12 protein-coding genes are annotated in these 15,259 nt (G+C 70.1%); 7 read left to right on the top strand and 5 right to left on the bottom strand.

Going from position 1 to position 15,259, the window contains the following annotated elements; all coding sequences use genetic code 11:
* Window positions 1-384: 384 nt before the first annotated feature.
* The 3 genes from NFR49_RS04045 to NFR49_RS04055 form a co-directional block, all read right to left on the bottom strand.
* Entirely contained in the window at window positions 385-1,629 is a 1,245-nt protein-coding gene (locus tag NFR49_RS04045; RefSeq protein WP_251158369.1) for an MFS transporter, read from the bottom strand.
* A 239-nt stretch (window positions 1,630-1,868) separates the two neighbouring features.
* Window positions 1,869-2,780, bottom strand: a complete 912-nt coding sequence (locus tag NFR49_RS04050; protein ID WP_251158370.1) for a bile acid:sodium symporter family protein — start codon at window positions 2,778-2,780, stop codon at window positions 1,869-1,871.
* Window positions 2,781-2,975: 195 nt separating this feature from the next.
* A complete protein-coding gene (locus NFR49_RS04055; RefSeq protein ID WP_251158371.1) occupies window positions 2,976-4,208 on the bottom strand; it encodes an MFS transporter in 1,233 nt (410 codons plus the stop codon).
* Between the two features lie 257 nt (window positions 4,209-4,465).
* Between NFR49_RS04055 and sufC the strand changes: the two genes are divergently transcribed.
* From sufC to NFR49_RS04090, 7 genes are all read left to right on the top strand, one after another.
* Entirely contained in the window at window positions 4,466-5,227 is a 762-nt protein-coding gene (sufC, locus tag NFR49_RS04060; protein ID WP_251158372.1) for a Fe-S cluster assembly ATPase SufC, read from the top strand.
* Between the two features lie 3 nt (window positions 5,228-5,230).
* The gene (gene sufB / locus NFR49_RS04065; RefSeq protein WP_251158373.1) at window positions 5,231-6,655 is read left to right on the top strand and encodes a Fe-S cluster assembly protein SufB; all 1,425 of its coding nucleotides are present in this window, start codon (window positions 5,231-5,233) and stop codon (window positions 6,653-6,655) included.
* A complete protein-coding gene (locus NFR49_RS04070; protein WP_251158374.1) occupies window positions 6,655-7,791 on the top strand; it encodes a SufB/SufD family protein in 1,137 nt (378 codons plus the stop codon). Before sufB ends, NFR49_RS04070 begins: the two co-directional genes overlap by 1 nt.
* Window positions 7,792-7,793: 2 nt before the next feature.
* On the top strand, window positions 7,794-9,179 hold the full coding sequence (locus tag NFR49_RS04075; protein WP_251158375.1) for an aminotransferase class V-fold PLP-dependent enzyme: 1,386 nt from the start codon (window positions 7,794-7,796) through the stop codon (window positions 9,177-9,179).
* Window positions 9,166-9,627 (top strand): Fe-S cluster assembly sulfur transfer protein SufU, encoded by a 462-nt coding sequence (gene sufU, locus NFR49_RS04080; RefSeq protein ID WP_251158376.1) that lies wholly within the window; start codon window positions 9,166-9,168, stop codon window positions 9,625-9,627. The genes NFR49_RS04075 and sufU overlap by 14 nt, the downstream gene beginning before the upstream one ends.
* A gap of 1 nt (window position 9,628) precedes the next feature.
* The gene (locus tag NFR49_RS04085) at window positions 9,629-10,084 is read left to right on the top strand and encodes an RrF2 family transcriptional regulator (RefSeq protein WP_251158377.1); all 456 of its coding nucleotides are present in this window, start codon (window positions 9,629-9,631) and stop codon (window positions 10,082-10,084) included.
* A 327-nt stretch (window positions 10,085-10,411) separates the two neighbouring features.
* Window positions 10,412-12,247 carry an Ig-like domain-containing protein gene (locus tag NFR49_RS04090; RefSeq protein WP_251158378.1) on the top strand — a complete coding sequence of 612 codons (1,836 nt, stop codon included), beginning with the start codon at window positions 10,412-10,414 and terminating at the stop codon, window positions 12,245-12,247.
* 229 nt (window positions 12,248-12,476) lie between these two features.
* Here the strand turns inward: NFR49_RS04090 and NFR49_RS04095 are convergent, their stop codons facing one another.
* Entirely contained in the window at window positions 12,477-13,721 is a 1,245-nt protein-coding gene (locus tag NFR49_RS04095; protein ID WP_251158379.1) for a C40 family peptidase, read from the bottom strand.
* A 261-nt stretch (window positions 13,722-13,982) separates the two neighbouring features.
* Window positions 13,983-14,855 (bottom strand): class II fructose-1,6-bisphosphate aldolase, encoded by an 873-nt coding sequence (fba, locus tag NFR49_RS04100; protein WP_251158380.1) that lies wholly within the window; start codon window positions 14,853-14,855, stop codon window positions 13,983-13,985.
* Window positions 14,856-15,259 lie beyond the last annotated feature (404 nt).

Below are 15,259 nucleotides of genomic sequence, written 5' to 3' on the forward strand. Positions count from 1 at the left end.
GGTGGGGGTGCCCGGATTTACAACAGGCACCTGTTATTCATGGCGACAACTCTAACAGGTGCCGGTCAAACCTGTCGAGGGGATTTAACCGGTACCTGTCGTTCTTCACGGTCCCATCACATGGGGGCGTGGGGCATGCAGATTGGGGCGCGGGGCCCGCACATGGGGGCGTGGGGCCGCGGCACGGGCACGGCGGGCCGCCCCCGGCACCTGAACGCGGTTAGGAGCGACCCCCGTGGCGGAATTCCCGGCAAACCCGCCCTCATCCGCGTTCAGGGAGAGGAAATCCACCCTCAACCGCGTTCAGGTGCCGGGAGGGGTCGTCCTCGGACGCATTCAGGTGGGGAGGGAGGGGTCGGCTCCCTCCCCGGCTCGATCGCGGCATCACCGGCCCGGCGCCACGCGCCTCGCCACCGCCACGAAGGCCAGACCCGCCACCAGCGCCACGGCCCCGGCCGTCACGAGCACCGGCTGCACGCCGAAGGCCTGGGCCAGAAACGGCGCCGCAAGCAGGGGCAGCACGCCGGAGCTGCGCTGGCCCATCTGGAGCACCCCCATGACGCGGCCCACGGCGCCTTCGGGGGCGTCGCGCTGCACCACGAGGTTGAGCAGGGGCTCGAAAAGCCCCCAGCCGAAACCCAGGACGGCCATGCCGCAGGCGGCCACCCAGGGGCTCGCCGTGGCCACGTAGAGCACGGTGCCCGCGCCCACCACAGCGACCAGCCATGCCGCGAGGCCCACGGTCTGGCGCCGCTCGGGTACCCGCAGCAGCGCCAGGGAGCCGGCCGTGGCACCCAATCCCATGACGGCGTTGAGCCAGCCGGTCCACTCGACGCCCACCCGAAGGACGTCCCGGTAGAAGACGGTCTCCAGGGAGTCGAAGGCCCCGAAGGCGAAGAAGGCCAGGAACGCCATGGGCACGAGGCACGCCAGGGCCGGGGTCGAGAAGGCCAGGCGGAAGCCCTGGAAGACGTAGGAGGCACCGCGGTCGCGGGAGGCCTCGTCGGGCGCGCCGTCGCACACCCCGCGGCGCCCCGTGCCGTCGGCCCCCGCCGGCAGGGCAAGGGCGAAGGGGACACCCAAAAGGCCGCCGATGCCGAGCACGGCAAAGCAGCCGGGCGCCGACCACGCCAGGGCCACCATGCCCCCGAGCGCGGGACCCACTATGTAGGCGGCGTTCTCGGCCGTGGCCATGAGGGAGTTGGCCCGGGCCAGGGAGGCGTCGGACACCACGAAGGGAGGCAGCGACGTGAACACCGTGACGATGGCGCCGAAGACCGCGGAGTAAAGGCCGCAGATGGCCGTGAGGGCCGTCAGGGAGAGCGGCACGGCAAAGAACACGACGGCGGTGAGCGTGTAGCCGACGAGCCCCGCCACCAGCACCCGGCGCGGGCCCAGGGCATCCACCGCCAGGCCACCCAAGGCGTTGCCCACCACGATGGCGAGGTTCACCACAAGCATGAGGAGGGAGACCTCGAACACCGTGGCGCCGAGGTCGTAGACGGCCGTGCCGAGCACACCCACGGTGAAGCAGCTGGTATTGGCGAGCGTGGCCACAAGCCGGCAGGCTACGAGCAGGGCGATGGCGCGATCGTCGGCGCGCCTGGGCGAGGATGTGTCACGACCCATGGGGCCTCCGCTCTGCCGGGGGGATGCTGCAAGAGTCCCCATGATAGCCGCCTGTGGCACGGGCGCGACAGCCCCCCGGTGCGCGGCCGCAGAACCAAGTGGTCCTCGGTGGGTGCCGTTGGACCTCTCAGCGAGCGGACGGGGCGCGCACAGAGGCTCCGTGAGCGGGTTTTCGCTCACTCAAGGGCCCGGTCGCACCCACCGAAGGGGACCGCTCACCGAGGGCACCCCGGCCCCGCTCACTCCTCGGCCGCGTCCACCAGCCTCCCGAGCGCCTTGCCCATGAGGCCGGCCAACACCTGCTGGAACAGCGTGCCCATCATGACGGCGAAGACCGCCGGGCCCGGGAAGAACTGCGCGGCGATCACGGCACCGGCGCTGATGTTGCGGATGCCGCAGCAGAAGCAGGCCGTGACGGTGTCGGCGGCGTCGCGGCGCAGGGCCCGGGCCAGCAGGTAGCCCAGGGCGAACCCGCCGGTGGCAAACAGCAGGACGAACCCGGCCACGCAGAACGTCTCGGCCGTGACCGTGGCGAGGTACGGCGCCATGCCGGTGCTGTTGGCGGTGATGATGACCACGAGGAGCACCCGCGCCGCCGGGCCCAGCGCCGGCGAGAGCACCCGCTCGCCCCAGCCGCGGGTGGCGTCGTTCACCACCATGCCCAGCACGGCGGGAACGGCGATCATCGTGAGCATGCGGCCCATCATGGCGGCCACGTCGAGCTCCACGGTGGCGCCGAGCAGGGCCTCGAGGGAGAGCGGGATGGTGAACGGCGCCGCCACGGTGGTGAGCAGGATGAGCGCGAGGGCCAGGCTGCGGTTGCCGCCGTACATGCCCACCCACATGTAGCTCACCACACCCACGGGCACGCAGTACTCCAAAACGATGCCGCAGACCACCTGGGGGTCGTCGGCAAAGAGCAGCCGGGCGAGCAGGCACGCCACCGAGGGCATGAGCACGAGGGAGACCGCCGGCACCAGCAGGAGAAGCAGAGGGTGGCGGAAGACCTCGGCCACCTCGCGGAACCGGTTGTTGAGGGCGCCCTGGAACGTCATGACGGCAAAGAGCGCCGGCACCAGGGCCTCGACAGGAGAGATCCAGCGGGCAAACGTCACACCCACGACCACGCAGATGGGGGCGATGAAGGCCATGTGGCCGCCGATGAACCTGCCTGTTGCCGCGTACCAACCTGCGCGCGCCTGCCCCACCGGACCCCCCTGTCGCCGACGTCCCTTCTGTCACCGGCCCTTATACCTCTTTAGGGGAGCCGGCAACAGCCGGGATTATCGGCCACTGAGGAAACGCCGGCATCACCCTAAAGAGATGGCATCTATTTATTTATGAGTTTATTTCCCCGGCCGGGCGCCACGGCCCAGCACGCGGGGAACCGCCAGGTAGAAGCCGGCGCCCACGGACGCGGCCACGACGGCGGCGCAGACGAGCACCGGCTGCACGCCGAAGGCCTCGGCCAGAAAAGGCGCGAAGAAGAGCGGCACCACGCCGGCCAGCTGCAGGCCCAGCTGCATGACCGAGACCACGCGGCCGCACACGTCGAGCGAGCTCATCTCCTGCACGAGCATGTCGCGCGTGGGGCCGAGCATGCCGAAGCCCAGGCCGCACAGGAACTGGCCCACGGCCGCCACCTGCCAGAGCCCGGTGCCCACGTAGACCACGCTGCCCACACCCACGAGGCAGAGCATGAGGGCGCACGCGCGCACGGTGAGCCGCTCGCGGGGCAGCCGCATCATGGCCACCGAGCCGCACACGCAGCCCAACCCCACCGCGGCCGTGAGCCAGCCCAGGAACTCCACCGGGACCGCCAGGACGTCGCGGTAGAAGATGGACTCCAGCGAGTCGAACGCGCCGAACGAGAAGTAGCCGAAGAACCCCAGCAGGAACAGCAGCGCCAGGGTGCGGCTCGTGAACGTGGCGCGGAACCCCTCCAGCAGGTAGCGCCCGCGGCCGCCCTCGGCGGTCCCCTCCCCGGCAGGGGCGGCGTCCGGCCGGCGGCGCTCAGGGTTGGCCCCCGTGACCGCCACGGCGGCCGCGAAGAAGAGCGCGGCCAGCGGGAAGACCGCCTTGACGGACCACACCGAGCACACGGCGGCACCCAGCACGGGACCCGCCACGATGGCGCCGTAGGTGGCCACGGACATCAGGCCGTTGCAGCGCTTGAGGCCCTCCTCCCCCACCAGGTACGGCGGGTAGGTGGACCCCGTGTTGGTGAAGCCGATGAACAGCGACCAGCACGCGAGGAACGCCACGAGCAGGCCCATGGAGTCGTCCACGAGCGCGTAGGCCGCGAAGATGCAGGCCGTGAGCCCGAGGGAGCCCATGAGGCAGCGGCGCGGCCCCACGCGGTCCACCACGGGGCCGGCCAGGGCGGTGCCCACGACGATGAAGAGGTTGCCCACGAGCATCATGCCCGAGATGGCGAAGGCGTCGGCCCCCATGGTGTAGGTGGCGGTGCCGAAGACGCCGATGAAGTAGCTGACCTCCACCCCCATGCGGGCGAGAAGGCGGGAGACGAAGAGCCTCGCCTCGGCGGACGGGGCGGCAGGGAACGGGCTATGGGCCATGGGGACTCCAAGGAGGAAGGGGGCTGCAGGGCCGGGGGCGCATCAGGCACCGCGGACAGGTCCGGGTCACCTAATGCTCGATAAGCCTCCTGGCAGCCACTTCGCCTCAACTCCTCGGAAAACAAGGGATACGGTCCCGCCATCCTACCACGGGTGAGCGGATGTGTGGGGCACGCGCACGGAAGACGGGGCTTATATTCCCACTCTCAAAGGGGTATTTTGTTCGGGTACCGCACATCCCGAGGCAAGGACCAAGCATGCCTACCCCCCTTCTGAGCGTCAGGGACCTCTCGGCCTCCGCCGACGACAAGCCCATCCTCCACGGCGTTGACCTCGACGTGGACCCCGGCACGTGCCACGTGCTCATGGGCCCCAACGGCGCCGGAAAGTCCACCCTCGGCCACGTGATCATGGGCGACCCCGCCTACACCGTGACCGGCGGCTCCATCGGCTTCGACGGCGAGGACATCACCGGCCTCCCGGTGGACAAGCGCTCCCTCGCCGGCATCTTCCTCTCGTTCCAGGCACCCGTGGAGATCCCCGGCGTGCCGCTGTACAGCTTCCTGCGCACCATCTGCCAGAAGCGCCCCGAACTCAAGATGACCGCCCGCCAGTTCCGCCGCCGCGTCACCGAGCTCGCCGAGCAGCTCGACATGGACACCGCCTACCTCACCCGCGAGCTGGGCGTGGGCTTCTCCGGCGGCGAGAAGAAGAAGGTGGAGATGCTCCAGCTTCTCCTCCTCCAGCCGCGCCTGGCCATCCTCGACGAGACCGACTCCGGCCTCGACGTCGACGCCCTCGGCGTGGTCTCCCGCGGCATCCAGGCCTACCGCGAGCAGTGCGACGGCTCCCTCATCGTCATCACCCACAACACCCGCATCCTCGAGCGCCTCGACGTCGACGAGACCCACGTCATGGTGGACGGCTCCATCGTCGCCACCGGCGACGCCGCCCTCATCGCGCACATCGACGCCAACGGCTTCGAGGAGTACGAGGCCGCCCTCCCTAAGGAGGCCTAGCCCATGGCAGAGACCCGTGAGCGCGCCCGCACCGAGGTGGAGGACGTCGACCGCAGCCTCTACGACTTCGTGAAGAGCGAGGAGGGCTACGAGCGCTTCGCCGACGGCCTGTCGCCCGAGATCGTGGAGGACATCAGCCGCCGCAAGGACGAGCCCCAGTGGATGCTCGACCTGCGCCTGCGCTCCCTCCAGATCTACGAGCGCACCCCCATGCCCGCCAACTGGGGCCCCTCCATCGAGGGCCTCGACATGGCCAACATCTCCACCTACGTCACCTCCGGCTCCAAGCAGGCCGACTCCTGGGACGAGGTCCCCGAGGACATCAAGGACACCTTCGAGCGCCTGGGCATCCCGGAGGCCGAGCGCACCAGCCTGGCCGGCGTGGGCGCCCAGTACGACTCCGAGCTCGTCTACCACAACATGCGCGAGGAGGTCGCCGAGCAGGGCGTGGTCTACTCCGGCATCGAGGAGGCGCTCCACGGCCCCTACGAGGAGATGATCCGCGAGCACTTCATGAGGCTCGTCCCGCCGACCGACCACAAGTTCGCCGCGCTCCACGGCGCCGTCTGGAGCGGCGGCTCGTTCGTCTACGTGCCCGCCGGCGTGTCGCTGGACTTCCCGCTCCAGAGCTACTTCCGCCTCAACGCCGCGGGGGCCGGCCAGTTCGAGCACACGCTCATCATCGTGGAGCCCGGCGCCGACCTGCACTTCATCGAGGGCTGCTCGGCCCCCAAGTACAACGTGGCCAACCTCCACGCCGGCTGCGTGGAGCTCTTCGTGGGCAAGGGCGCGCACCTGCGCTACTCCACGATCGAGAACTGGTCCAAGAACATGTACAACCTCAACACCAAGCGCTGCCGCGTGGAGGAGGGCGGCTCCATCGAGTGGGTCTCCGGCTCCTTCGGCAGCCATGTGAGCTACCTCTACCCGTCGAGCCTCCTCATGGGCAAGGGCGCCACCTGCGACTTCACCGGCATCACCTTCGCCGGCGCCGGCCAGGACCTCGACACCGGCTGCAAGGTGCACATGGCCGCGCCCGACTGCCGCGCCACGGTGTCCACCAAGTCCATCTCCAAGGGCGGCGGCGTCTCCACGTTCCGCAGCTCCGTGGTGGTCACCCCCAAGGCCGAGAACGCCCGCTGCACGGTGTCGTGCCAGTCGCTCATGCTCGACGACCGATCGGTCTCCGACACCATCCCGGCCATGGACGTGCGCTGCGCCACGGCCCAGGTGGGCCACGAGGCCACCATCGGCCGCATCTCCGACGACACGGTGCTCTACCTCATGAGCCGCGGCATCGGCGAGGAGGAGGCGCGCGGCATGGTGGTCAACGGCTTTGCCGAGCCCGTCTCGAAGGAGCTCCCGCTGGAGTACGCCGTCGAGATGAACAACCTCATCAAACTCGAGATGGAAGGGGCGATCGGCTGATGGCGGACGAGAAGACCGTGCAGGGCACCGTCACCCTGTCCCACGTGGACCCCGCACCGGCCCAGACCTGGAACTGGCTCGCCGTCAACGAGACCTCCCTCGAGGTGCCCGTGGCAGACGCCGTGGCCGCCCGCCTCGCCGACGGGACGGCCCTGGGGGACCTCGTGGACACCGAGGTGCCCGACGACGCCCGCGGCATCGTCATGGGCGCCGGCACCCAGGCCACCGCGTGGGTGGACGCCGGCGCCACCGGGCGCACCGTCGTGCGCGTGCCGGCCGGCACCGACGGCGGCACCGTGACCGTGCCGTGCCTCTCCCCCGACGGCACCCTGGCCCAGACCACGGTGGTCGTGGGGGCCGACGCCTCCGCAGAGGTGCGCGTGCTCGCCCTGGGCGACGAGGCCGGCGCCGCAACGACCGGCAGCGCCCTGCGCCTCGTGCTCGAGCCGGGCGCCTGCTGCTCCGTGGCCCTGCTCGTGGCCCAAGGGGCCGGCCAGCGCCACATCGACAGCCTGGGCGCCGTCCTCGGCGACGGCGCCGAGCTCGCCATCGACCAGTACGTCCTGGGCAGCGAGAGCTCGGCCACCGGCGTGGCCGTGGACCTCGCGGGCGACGGCGCCTCCGTGGAGGCGTCGCTCCACTACATCGGCCGCGCCGGCCAGGCGGTGGACGCCTCCTACGAGGTGAGCTGCCGCGGCCGCAGGACCCGAGCCGACATCGCCTGCACCGGCGTGCTCACGGGCGACGCCCGCAAGACGCTCCGGGCCACCATCGACCTCGTGCGAGGCTGCAAGGGCGCCGAGGGCTCCGAGAGCGAGACCGTCGTGCTCGCCGGCGACTCCGTGGTCAACAAGACCCTGCCGGTGATCCTGTGCTCCGAGGACGACGTGGTGGGCAACCACGGCGCCACCATCGGCTCGCTCTCCCCCGAGCAGCTCTTCTACCTGGGATGCCGCGGCATCACCGAGACCGACGCCGCCGACCTCATGGTCTCGGCCCTCGTGGACGACGCCGCCGCCACCCTCGGCGGGGAGGCCGCCGAGGCCGTGTGCGCCTGGGCGTCGTGGAACCTAGGGCCCGAGGCGGCCGAGAACGCGCGTACGGCGGCCGACCTCGCCGCCGGTGAGGAGGAGTGACCATGGCCCAGCAAGACACCGCGACCACCGTCGCCGCCGGCACCCCGGCGGCCGCCGGGGAGGCCTTCCCCTCGGCCTGCGACGCCGCCAACGCCCCCGCGGCCGACCTCGAGGCCGGCGCGCCCCTCACCGGGACCCCCGCCCTCGCCCCCGCCGTGGCCGCCGACATCTCCAAGAACCCCTACAAGGCGGACTTCCCGCTGTTCTCCTACCACCCCGGCCTGTACTTCCTCGACTCCGCGGCCACGGCCCAGCGCCCCGCCGCCGTCATCGACGCCCAGGCGGACTTCTACCGGCAGATGAACGCCAGCCCGCTCCGCGGCCTCTACGAGCTCTCGGTGCAGGCCACCCAGCTCATCGACGAGGCCCGCGTCAAGGTGGCGCGCCTCATCGGCGCCCCCGACCCCCGCGAGGTCGTGTTCACCCGCAACACGAGCGAGTCGCTCAACATCGCGGCCCATTGCCTGGGCAGGCTGCTGCTCCGCCCCGGCGACCAGGTGGTCATCTCCGTCATGGAGCACCACTCCAACCTCATCCCCTGGCAGCAGGTGTGCGCCGAGACCGGCGCCGAGCTCGTCTACCTCTACCCCGACGCCGAGGGGCACCTCTCCGACGAGGAGATCGAGGCCAAGATCGGGCCCAAGGCCCGCATCGTCTCCGTGGCCCACGTGTCCAACGTGCTGGGCGTGGAGCTCCCCGTCCGCAAGATCTGCGACCGCGCCCACGCCATGGGCGCCAAGGCGGTCGTGGACGCCGCCCAGTCGGTGCCCCACATGAAGGTGGACGTCGAGGAGCTGGGCTGCGACATGCTCGCCTTCTCGGCCCACAAGGTCTTCGGCCCCATGGGCGTCGGCGTGCTGTGGGGCAGGATGGGGCTCCTCGAGGCCATGCCGCCGTTCCTCACGGGCGGCGAGATGATCGACTCCGTCACCGAGGCCGAGGCCGTCTGGGCCCCGGTGCCCGAGAAGTTCGAGGCCGGCACCCAGGACGCCGCCGGCATCGGGGCCCTCGGCACCGCCGTGGACTACGTGGAGGCCGTGGGTTACCCGGCCATCCAGGCCCGCGAGGAGGCCCTCGTCGACTACCTCACCGCCCGGCTGGCGGAGCTCGACTACGTGACCGTCTACGGGCCCGAGGACCCGCACGAGCGCCACGGGGTCGTGGCGTTCAACGTGGAGGGGATCCACCCCCACGACGTCTCGAGCCTGCTCGACAGCAAGGACGTGTGCATCCGCGCCGGCCACCACTGCGCCCAGCCGCTGCTGCTCCGCCTGGGCGTGGAGAACACCAACCGGGCCTCTCTGGCCTTTTACAACGACAAGTCAGACATCGACGCCCTCATCGACGGGCTCGAGTTCGTATGGGGGGTCTTCAATGGGAGCCGCTGACCTGTACACGCCGGCGCTGCTGGAGCACGTCTCGCACCCCGACTACAACTACGCCATCGAGGACGCCACCTGCACCCACGAGGGCATCAACCCCAGCTGCGGCGACGACCTCGTGCTCCACGTCAAGGTGGGCGACGACGGCACCATCTCCGAGGCAAGCTGGACCGGCACCGGCTGCGCCGTGAGCCAGGGCTCGGCCGACATGATGAGCGACCTGGTCCAGGGGAGCACCCCCGAGGAGGCCCGGCGCCTGTGCTCGCTGTTCGGCCGCATGGTGCGCGGCGAGGAGCTCTCCGCCGACGAGCTCGACGAGCTCGACGAGGCCGCCTGCCTCGAGTCCATCTCCCACATGCCCGCGCGCGTGAAGTGCGCCGAGCTCGCCTGGCGCACCCTCGACGAGATGCTGTCCGGGTCCGCCGAGGGCCCCACGACGACCGAGGAAGCCTGAGATGGCCGTCATCTCCACCAAGGGACGCTACGCCCTGCGGGTCATGGTCGACCTCGGGTGCCACGACGGCTGGGTGTCGCTGGGCGACATCGCCGAGCGCCAACAGATCTCCCGTAAGTACCTCGAGCAGGTCATGGCGCTGCTGACCAAGGCGGGCTTCGTGGACAGCCAGCGCGGCAAGGGCGGCGGCTACCGCCTCTCCCGCGACCCGTCCGGGTACACCGTGGGCTCCGTGCTCCGCGTGGCCGAGAACGGCCCGCTGGCGCCCGTGGCGTGCCTGGACTGCAGCCACGGCATGCTGTGCGAGCGCGCGAGCTTCTGCCCCACCCTGCCGCTCTGGCAGGAGCTCGGGCAGGTGATGTCCGCGTTCCTGGACTCCAAGACCCTCGCCGACCTCCTCGGCGACGACCGCGACTCCGTCCTGGAGGCGCTGGAGGGCGGCTGCGAGGACCGCTGAGCGGCCCAGGAGCGGCTCAAGAGGAGCGGTGCCGGCCGCCCGTGACAGGTACCTGGCCCGAAGGGGCGTCGCACGGGGTGCGGCGCCCCTTTCCCATGGGTCGGCGGCGATGGGGCCGCACCGGTTCTCCACCATGCTTGGACAAGTTTAAATACATTGATATTTTACCGCGAGGGACCCTTGCGAAATCTGCGGTCCCCACGTTAATCTTTGCATATCTTTAACCTAAAAATGCGCAAATGGTTGCGCCTGTTCTCCTTTGCCATTGTAGCACAGGGCTGATTACCTGTGCGCATTCGGCACAGGAGGGAATGGAGGATATGCAATATGAGAAGAACGATGATCGTATACGTGGTCTTTGGGGCGCTGGCGGCGACCATCGCCCTCCTCGGTGCCGGGACCGTGGCGACGGCGCGCGAGGCGTCGGCCACGCAGCCGGTCGACGTGGCCGTGGAGCACTTCTCCATACAGGACCTGAGCCACCGCGACGTGGACCGAGTCTACTACGCCTCCCGCTTCTACCTCGCCATGACCTGGGACGCCTCGGCGGCCGGCCAGGGGCTCCGGGCCGGCGACCACTTCGACATGACCCTCCCCGACCAGATGCGGTTCCCCGAGGACAGCGCCGCGAGGGACTTCGACCTCTACGGCGAGGACGGCACGACCGTGGTCGCGCGGGCCCACGTGGACCCGAACCCGGAGGGCGGCGGGACCGTGCGGGTGACGTTCACGGACTGGGTGGAGGGCAGAAGAAACGTCAAAGGGTCCATCTACCTGGCGGCCTCGTTCGTCCAGAGCCGGCTGAACATGGACGGCCGCAACACCGTCCAGGCGACGGTGGGCGGCAAGGTGACGTCCATGGAGGTCGAGGTGTTCGGTGACCGCGACATCCAGGACGAGGTGCTGGCCAAGTGGGGCTCCCCCGACAACGGCTCCCCCACCGCCAGCTGGACCATGCGCATCAACCACCGGGGCGCCGACCTCACGGGGGCGCGGGTGGACGACTCCCTGAGCGAGGGGTCCGGCGCCGACACCTACGTGCCGGGCAGCTTCGTGCTCCGTCAGGTGGAGATGGACGCCAAGGGGCACGTCACCCGCGTGGTGCGCACCGTGGACCTCGCCGGGCGCCTCTCCACGGCCCAGGACGGGCGGTCCTTCTCCCTCGACCTCGACGACCTGCACGGCGAGTCGTACCAGCTCACCTACCGGACGACCTACACGCGCGGCACGACCCTCCGCAACAGCGCGCGGCTCCAGTCCGCCGAGCGCGGGCAGGGCAGCTCCTCGGAGGTGCGGTCCTCCGACTCAGGCGGCAGCGGCCAGGGCGAGCTCGGCGGCAGAATCCGCATCGAGAAGACCGCCTCGGACGACGGCCGGCCGCTCGCCGGCGCCGTGTTCGAGGTGAGGGGGTCCGACGGCTCCGCGTCCGAGCTCACCACCGGCACGGACGGCACTGCCCTCACGGGCAGCCTCGCACCCGGCACGTACACGGTGCGCGAGAGCAAGGCGCCCGCAGGCTACGTCTCGGACGGGCGCGAGCGGGAGGTGCAGGTGCCCTCCGAGGGCGGCGAGATCCCGGTGGCTGTGGCCAACGACCCCGAGACCGTCTCCGTCCCCGTGACGAAGGTCTGGGAGGGCGCGGCGGCCGGCCCTGTGACGATGAGACTGCTCGCCGACGGCATCGACGCAGGGAAGTCGCTGGTGCTGGACGAATCCACGGGGTGGAGGGGCAGCTTCGACGGGCTCCGCAAGACGGCCGTCGACGGCCATGAGATCTCCTATACAGTGGCGGAGGACCCCGTGGAGGGCTACGACTCCACGGTGACCGGCGACGCCGCCCAGGGCTTCACCGTGACCAACGCGGCACGGGAGGACCCGAAGAGCGACCCCAAGGGCGACCCGGGCACGCCTCCCGGCCCCACCCCTCCCGACCGTACGGCCCCCGACCCCGCCGACCCTGGCCGGCAGCAGGGAGCCGCCGTCAGAAGGGGCGCCCAGGCCCGCGCCGCCGACACGGTGCCCGCAGCCCTGGGCAGGGCGCTCGTGCCAGCGACCGGGGACGGCGACCTGACGGCGTCCCTCGTCGCGCTGGCGGCGACGGTCGCGGGGGCGTCGGCGACGGTCATGCTCTGGAGAAGAGGCGGTGACCGGCAGAGGGCCTGAGTAAGGGAACCTACCATGGGCCATGGGAGAGGGGCGTCGCAGCGGCTGCGGCGCCCTTTTCTGTGGGCCGGCGGGGCTCGCGCGGCCGGGGCGCGACGGTCCCCGGCCGGGGCGCTAGGCGCCGCACGGGGCCGAGGCTCCTGTCGACCGTCCTCCCCGCACAGGAAGGCACCCCGCGGGCCGGGGCCTGCGGGGTGCCGATGGGTCGTTCCTTGTGGGACTGCGGCCCTTACGCGGGCCAGCCGCCCCTCCACTGGCCCGTGCCGCCGTAGAGCGGGCGCAGGGAGACGCCCACGCGCTCGTTGCCGGCATCGATGATCATGCCGTTGCCGGCGTAGATGCCCACGTGGCCGGGATGCCACACGAGGTCGCCGGGGAGCAGCTGGCTCACGGGCTTCTTGGCCGTGCGGGCCGCCTGGCTCTCGGAGTAGTGGTCGAGGCTGATACCCGCCTTGGAGAAGCAGTACATCGTGAAGCCGGAGCAGTCGAAGGCGCGGCCGGCCGGGTCGCAGGCGCCGTAGACGTAGCGACTGCCGATCATGGAGTAGGCGGCGTCGAGCACGGCCTGGCGGGCCGAGGAGCTGCCCGAGGGCTTGGAGGTGCTGCCACCCGAGGGCTTGGAGGGGGCGGAGGGCTGGGAGGTGCCTCCCCCGTTGGAGCCGCCGCCGTTGTTGGAGGCGCCGTTGTTGCCCCCGTTGTTGGAGGTGCCGCCGCCGTTGGAGGTGCCGGCGTTGTCGAGGGCGTCGTTGACGGTGGCCGCCACCTGGGCCTGACCCTCGCTGGCGGCCTGGGACTGCTCGGCGGCGCGGGCCTGCTCCTCCTCGGCGAGCTTGGCCTTCACGTCGGCGTCGAGGCCGTTGACGTAGCTCTCGGCCTCGGAGACGGAGGCGGAGAGCTGGTCCTGCTGCGCCTGCTGCTGGCCGAGGAGGTCGGTCTGCTCCTGCTTCTGCTGCTCGAGCTGGGTCTTGGTGGCCTCGAGGCTCACCTTCTGGTTCTCGAGGGAGGCCTGGAGGTCCTTGGTGGCCTGGATGTCGCCGGCCTGCTGCGAGCTGATCTTGTCGGCGTAGTACACGCGCGAGACGAAGTCGTCGAAGCTGCCGGAGTTGAGGATGATCGACAGGAAGTTGACGCCGCCGGTCTTGTAGTCCTGGGCCACGGAGTCGCCGAGCTTGGCACGACGCTCCACGAGCTCGGCCTCCTTGGCCTTGATGTCGGCCTCGGTGCTGGCGATCTTCTGGTTGGACTCCTCGATCTGGGCCTCGGTGTTGGCGAGGTTCACCTTGGTGCCGTTGAGCTGCTCGGAGATCTGGCCTGCCTGGTCGTAGAGGGAGTCGAGACGGGACTGGGCGGCCTCGAGCTTGGCCTGGAGGTCGCTGGCGGTGTCGGCCAGGGCCGGGGACGGCACGGAGAAACCCACGGTGCCGGCCACGAGGGCCGCGCCCACGAGACCGCAAACCTTGGTCTTGAGATTCATAACGCCTCTCTAGGAAGGGTGCATGGCTGCCGGGAGACGGCGACGCGCGCCGTTGCCCGTTCGAGCCATTGTATCAACCGGCCGCGACGGGGTTCCAGGGGGACGCCGCGCTTCACAACTGAAAAGTGGCTTTGCAGAAACCGCAGGCAGCGTCGAGGTCCCCTCTTTTCACCTTGATGGAAGCCCACAAAAAAGGGCCGACCCGAGGGTCGGCCCGATGGGGCGGCAGGGTGCCGAAGCGGGGTGCCGGAGGGTACGCCGCTAGTTCCAGCCCTTGTCGGCAGAGCCGAACTCGCGGATCTTCTCCTCGGTCTTGGCCTGGATGGCGGCGGTGCCGGGCTTGAGCATCTTGCGGGGGTCGAAGCCCTTCTCCTTCTCCACGCCGCCGTCGCGGACGTACTTGGCCACGGCGTCGGCCCAGACGACCTGGAGCTCGGTGTTGACGTTGATCTTGGCGACGCCGAGGTCGATGGCCTTGGCGATCTGGTCGGCGGGGATGCCGGTGCCGCCGTGGAGGACGAGGGGCAGGTCGCCCACCTCGGCCTTGATGGCCTTCAGGACGTCGAACTGCAGGCCGGTCCAGTTCTCGGGGTAGAGGCCGTGGATGTTGCCGATGCCGGCGGCCAGCATGTCGACGCCGAGGTCGGCGATGGCCTTGCACTCGGCCGGGTCGGCGCACTCGCCGGTGCCGGTGATGCCGTCCTCGGTGCCGCCGATGGAGCCGACCTCGGCCTCGATGGAGATGCCCTTGGAGTGGCAGATGCGCACGAGCTCCGCGGTGTTCTTCATGTTGACGTCGAAGTTCTCCTCGTGGGAGCCGTCGTACATGACGGAGGTGAAGCCGGCGTCGATGCACTCGAGGCAGGCGTCGTAGGAGCCGTGGTCGAGGTGCAGGGAGACGGGCACGGTGAGGTTCAGGGCGTCGTACATGGCGTGCACGAGGGCGGAGACGGTCTTGTAGCCGGTCTGGTACTTGCCGGCGCCCATGGAGCACTGGATGATGAGGGGCGACTGGGTCTCCTCGGCCGCCAGCATGATGGCGTGGCACCACTCGAGGTCGTTGGTGTTGAAGGCGCCGACGGCGTAGTGGCCGGCGACGGCGTTGTCGAGCATCTGCTTGGAATTGACGAGCATGGTCGAACCTCCGTTGGTCGTGACCTTTCCAGGCGCCGGTGACGCCTGCCCATATGCCTTGATTATGGTCCTGAACCGCGCCGGACCGGGCCGGCATCGGGCCATTCACCGCGGCCACACGGTTTATCAGCGTCTTTTGACGAAGTTGTACGTTCACGGGAGGACAACCCCGCGCCCCGGGCCCCATGTTACGGGCCGGTGAACCTCCATAATCCTAGCGCATAGATAGGATTTATGGGGCGTATAACCCTTCCCAAGGAAAACGAGGGACGAAGGGGGACGCCATGGACAGGCCCGTGGTCACGGCCAGGCGAATGCGCCGCTCCCGGGGAGCCGCGGCACGACCGTAGCCATACCTCCCCGGGAGGCCCGCACGCCATCGAGACACCTTCCCGTGAGGAGCG

It is taken from the genome of Caniella muris (assembly GCF_943193035.1).
In the GTDB taxonomy this organism is placed as follows: domain Bacteria; phylum Actinomycetota; class Coriobacteriia; order Coriobacteriales; family Atopobiaceae; genus Granulimonas; species Granulimonas faecalis.

Bases quoted from the DNA above. Each gene is read 5' to 3' on its own strand.
- fba (WP_251158380.1), bottom strand. From the start codon at position 14,855: ATGCTCGTCAATTCCAAGCAGATGCTCGACAACGCCGTCGCCGGCCAC.
- sufB (WP_251158373.1), top strand. From the start codon at position 5,231: ATGGCAGAGACCCGTGAGCGCGCCCGCACCGAGGTGGAGGACGTCGAC.
- sufU (WP_251158376.1), top strand. From the start codon at position 9,166: ATGGGAGCCGCTGACCTGTACACGCCGGCGCTGCTGGAGCACGTCTCG.
- sufC (WP_251158372.1), top strand. From the start codon at position 4,466: ATGCCTACCCCCCTTCTGAGCGTCAGGGACCTCTCGGCCTCCGCCGAC.
- NFR49_RS04045 (WP_251158369.1), bottom strand. From the start codon at position 1,629: ATGGGTCGTGACACATCCTCGCCCAGGCGCGCCGACGATCGCGCCATC.
- NFR49_RS04075 (WP_251158375.1), top strand. From the start codon at position 7,794: ATGGCCCAGCAAGACACCGCGACCACCGTCGCCGCCGGCACCCCGGCG.
- NFR49_RS04095 (WP_251158379.1), bottom strand. From the start codon at position 13,721: ATGAATCTCAAGACCAAGGTTTGCGGTCTCGTGGGCGCGGCCCTCGTG.
- NFR49_RS04055 (WP_251158371.1), bottom strand. From the start codon at position 4,208: ATGGCCCATAGCCCGTTCCCTGCCGCCCCGTCCGCCGAGGCGAGGCTC.
- NFR49_RS04090 (WP_251158378.1), top strand. From the start codon at position 10,412: ATGAGAAGAACGATGATCGTATACGTGGTCTTTGGGGCGCTGGCGGCG.
- NFR49_RS04085 (WP_251158377.1), top strand. From the start codon at position 9,629: ATGGCCGTCATCTCCACCAAGGGACGCTACGCCCTGCGGGTCATGGTC.
- NFR49_RS04070 (WP_251158374.1), top strand. From the start codon at position 6,655: ATGGCGGACGAGAAGACCGTGCAGGGCACCGTCACCCTGTCCCACGTG.
- NFR49_RS04050 (WP_251158370.1), bottom strand. From the start codon at position 2,780: ATGGCCTTCATCGCCCCCATCTGCGTGGTCGTGGGTGTGACGTTTGCC.